Here is a 4,142-nt window from a genome sequence, read left to right as displayed (position 1 = left end):
CTCCAGCTCTATCTGTTGGTAACTCAAACTGAAGTGTGTTGAGTCCTCTAAAGCCGATTATGGTTTGAGTATTATTTTCAAAGCTAAAGACGGGATTTAGTTGAATAGATGTAGTTTGAAGTTCTTGCGCCCCAAGGTTTTGCAGCGCCTCAACTACTGCTGTTGAACGTTGAGCAACTTCTTCTTGAACTTCGGTTGCAGTTTTTCCCTCTACTTGAATTCCCAATTGCACCTCAGTTAAGGTAGTGGGAACAGTAACCTTTCCTTGACCAGTAACTTCCAATATCTGAGCAGTGTTTGGATTAGTGCTACCAGTCAGGGAAGGGATGATCACAAGAGTCTGCTCTCTCGCAACTGTGAGATTATTTGTGTTAGCCATCTTATTTTCCTTGCTTAAATGATGTTTGAAACCTGTTGATGTTTTAATCTTAGAGGATGTCTCAAGAGTAAGAAAGCTCACTGACCGATATCTTGTCAGTGGAAAAAATACTTAAGGATGACAGCGTGACGAGAGCCATGAATCCACCGTATTTAATTAACTTTCATCGCCGCAGTGTAAATTGCTATCGGAACTGATTCCAGTAGCTAGAAAAGGCGGTAGAAAACGCAGTGTTGACATGTCAAGTAGTCAATGCAATCTTTTAACACCATCTGCGACTTAATATTACTAGGATTTACGCATCAGTAACGAAAAATCAAGGGTTTGGGCTGGCATTGGGCATTGGTTATTGGGCATGGAAAATTCACCGATATTCTATTCCCTATCCGCTATGCCCAACTCAACGAATAATTGTACCGCATAAGTCCTGATTACGTAACAAGTTTGTCGAATTTAAGAGGGTCATAATTGTAGTAATTAAGGCACTGTTAAGTTATTACGCCTTTAAATTACACAATAACTCATGAGGTTTGTTGGCTGCTGACAGTTAACAGCCAACGGTCAGCAGTCAACAGTCAACACAAAAAAATGTGCAAGTTAGATGGGCGAAAGCTTACCATCTGGTACGCCAAAACCAAGTGAATTATTTTCCATAAATATATTTATCAGGTAGTGGGTGAGTCAGGGGAAACGCATCTAATTTGTTTTGACAAAATGTAACTTACATGAATGCAGAAAAAGGGAAGTATTGTTAGGTTGGTATCAATGCAATAGATGTATGTAAAGAAGATTTGATGTAAAATAGGTTCTGTAAGAATCAACAAAATGGGGTGAAGTGGTATTCTCAATTCATTTGAATGAGACAAAATCTAGAAATGAAGCTACCACCAAAAATCACAATTGCAGATCATTTTAAAGATTTAGAAGACAAGAGACTTGAGCGCACCAAAAAGCATAAATTAATTGATATAGTTACCATTGCGATTTGTGCAGTGATTTGTGGAGCAGATCGTTGGGTATTGATGGAGGCTTATAGAAAAATCAAACAAGAATGGCTCAAAAAATTTTTAGAATTGCCAAATGGAATTCCATCTCATGATACATTCGCCAGAGTATTTGCGATAATAGAACCCCAACAATTTCAGAATAGTTTTTTGAAAATATTCAAAACAGCTATTTTATGTCTAAAAAACTCAACATTAGTATATATAAACTAACAACATAGATCATTCTATAAAATAAATAATTACTATAGATTTATTCAAATTTTAAGGCACTTATCAAAAATTTTATACGCATTTGAATTAAATTAAGATTCTCTTATATGCTCACTCATTAAGATGGGTATTTTGTCAAGACAATTTAGATGCGTTTCCCCTGGTGAATGCAGTAATGTAATGATCATTCATCCTCTTCATATCAAACATCCAAAATTAACTTTTCTTATTCTCTAGCAATGACAATATCGTTGGACTTGATGACTGCATAAGCTTCTTTTCCCTCAGATAATTCCAACTCTTCTGCGGAAGCTCTGGTAATAATCGAGGTTAACTCTACTTTGTGAATAATCTCCAGTGTCACTTCACTATTCACAGCCCCTAAAATAACTCGTTTAATGACACCTTTAAGAATATTGCGAGAGCTAACTTTTAGTGATTTTTTTTGAATACTACTTTCTATCTCAGGCTTTTGAGTGTAAATATCTTCTTGTTTTTCCTGCTTAGTTGGCGCTGATATTGGTTGTGAAGAGTGCTGATTAAGACCACGCACAAGTTCCCGTAGAATCTCAGTCTTGGTGCGTTGAGACTGTTCACAGAACTCCTCCAAAATCTTCCGTTCCTCCTCTGAGGTTTGAAATGTAACCCATCCTTGTTCTTTTCTTGGCATAATATTATCGATTTTGGTGATTTTGGTACGATTCTACCAAGTATCAATCTGCAAATATTTATTTAGTATAGCGCGGTATAAATAAGCCACACATTTGAAATGTCTAAAACCCTTACGTAACAGTAATTACAAACTACGAATTACGAATTACGAATTATTGGTGGTATTCTGAGGATAAAAGCTACATCTTGCAATCTAAAATAAGGAGATCAAAGATGTCCGCTACAGGTTCTCCGCCCCAGCTGAAACGAGAGTTAGGGGTTGTTGGCGCAACTCTGATGGGACTTGGTTCGATTGTTGGTACGGGTGTATTTGTCAGTATCGGCATTGCAGCCGGGATTGCTGGGACTGCGGTAATTTTGGCGGTAGCAATTGGGGCAATTGTTGCCACCTGTAATGGACTCAATAGCGCCCAGTTAGCAGCTAATCACGCTGTTAGCGGTGGCACTTATGAATATGGTTATAGATATCTCACCCCCGCCTTGGGCTTCACCGCCGGCTGGATGTTTTTAGTGGCAAAGACTGCTTCAGCTGCAACCGCCGCCTTAGGTTTTGCTGGTTACTTGCTAAACATTGGGGGTTTGAGTTCCAGTTGGGTAGTTCCTACAGCCCTTTTCGCTGTAGTGATGATGACGTTGGTTGTCTTAAGTGGTATCCGCCGCTCTAATGTTGCTAATACCGTGATTGTATCGGTAACGCTGCTATCTTTAGGCTTCTTTATTCTTGCTTGTCTCCCCCGTGCAGCCGAAGTGGGAATTGAGAATTTGACACCCTTTTTCACAACATCCCCAGGCGCAGTACTTCATGCTAGCGCTTTGATGTTTGTCGCCTACACAGGTTATGGGCGCATAGCCACAATGGGGGAAGAAGCACGTTCGCCGAGGGAAACGATTCCTAAAGCCATGATTGTTTGTCTGCTGCTGACAATGTTGCTGTACATGACAGTGGCAATAGTTGGCATTGGGGCTGTGGGCGCAGATGTCTTAGGAAGTGCCACAGGACAGACGAAGGCAGCACCCCTGGAAGTGGTAATCCGCAGCGTTGCCGGTTCAGGTGGCGCTTTGGTGTTAGCTATTGGTGCGGTGACAGCGATGCTGGGTGTGCTATTGAACTTGATTTTGGGCTTATCTCGCGTGTTGTTGGCAATGGGACGCCGCTCAGATGCTCCAAGTTTTTTAGCGCGTCTTAACCAACAACAGACAACTCCATACTGGGCTGTGGTATTTGTAGGAATAGCGATCGCTCTGCTGGTACTGTTGGGTAATGTCAAAACTACTTGGTCGTTTAGTGCCTTTAGTGTTTTGATTTATTACGCAATTACCAACTTCGCCGCCTTGCGTCTCACTCCAACAGAGCGACTTTATCCTGTATGGGTAGGTTGGTTAGGTCTTGTCTCTTGCCTTTTCCTCGCTTTTTGGGTGGAATCTGCGATTTGGCAAGTAGGTTTAGGGTTGATTGTCGCAGGGCTAATCTGGCACAAAATTCGGCGAGCGATCGCGTGAGTGCCGTAGGATTATATAATTTACAGCATTTTTATTGCTTTTGAGTACCCAAATATCGTATTGAAGTACCCAAATATCGTGTTGAAGTACCCAAACATCGTGTTGAAGTACCCAAACATCGTGTTGAAGTACCCAAACATCGTATTGAAGTACCCAAATATCGTATTGAAGTACCCAAATATCGTATTGAAGTACCCAAATATCGTATTGAAGTACCCAAATATCGTGTTGAAGTACCCAAACATCGTGTTGAAGTACCCAAACATCGTGTTGAAGTACCCAAACATCGTGTTGAAGTACCCAAACATCGTGTTGAAGTACCCAAACATCGTGTTGAAGTACCCAAACATCGTGTTGAAGTACCCAAACATCGT

Annotated in this window: 4 protein-coding genes and 1 pseudogene; 2 read left to right on the top strand and 3 right to left on the bottom strand. The window is 40.7% G+C overall.

The window, feature by feature from the left end:
• The coding region (locus F8S12_RS24370; protein WP_196518892.1) for an SIMPL domain-containing protein at positions 1–379 on the bottom strand (379 nt) is incomplete at its 3' end.
• An 875-nt stretch (positions 380–1,254) separates the two neighbouring features.
• Between F8S12_RS24370 and F8S12_RS24365 the strand changes: the two are divergent.
• A pseudogene (locus tag F8S12_RS24365) lies at positions 1,255–1,551 on the top strand (ISAs1 family transposase); the annotation flags it as partial.
• A gap of 271 nt (positions 1,552–1,822) precedes the next feature.
• Here F8S12_RS24365 and F8S12_RS24360 read toward each other — a convergent pair.
• On the bottom strand, positions 1,823–2,266 hold the full coding sequence (locus F8S12_RS24360; RefSeq protein WP_196518891.1) for a TOBE domain-containing protein: 444 nt from the start codon (positions 2,264–2,266) through the stop codon (positions 1,823–1,825).
• 215 nt (positions 2,267–2,481) lie between these two features.
• Here F8S12_RS24360 and F8S12_RS24355 point away from each other — a divergent pair, with 215 nt between their 5' ends.
• The gene (locus F8S12_RS24355) at positions 2,482–3,768 is read left to right on the top strand and encodes an APC family permease (protein ID WP_196518890.1); all 1,287 of its coding nucleotides are present in this window, start codon (positions 2,482–2,484) and stop codon (positions 3,766–3,768) included.
• Here the strand turns inward: F8S12_RS24355 and F8S12_RS24350 are convergent.
• Positions 3,733–4,142, bottom strand: a 410-nt coding sequence (locus tag F8S12_RS24350; protein WP_196518889.1) for a hypothetical protein, incomplete at its 5' end; no start/stop codon positions are given. The genes F8S12_RS24355 and F8S12_RS24350 overlap by 36 nt on opposite strands.

Origin of the sequence: Nostoc sp. WHI, from assembly GCF_015714725.1 — a bacterium.
Lineage (GTDB): Bacteria > Cyanobacteriota > Cyanobacteriia > Cyanobacteriales > Nostocaceae > Nostoc.
This window is presented reverse-complemented; position numbering and strand designations above follow the sequence as displayed.

What these genes read in the sequence shown, in the direction of transcription:
- F8S12_RS24355 (WP_196518890.1), top strand. Translation starts at nt 2,482, where the DNA reads ATGTCCGCTACAGGTTCTCCGCCCCAGCTGAAACGAGAGTTAGGGGTT.
- F8S12_RS24360 (WP_196518891.1), bottom strand. Translation starts at nt 2,266, where the DNA reads ATGCCAAGAAAAGAACAAGGATGGGTTACATTTCAAACCTCAGAGGAG.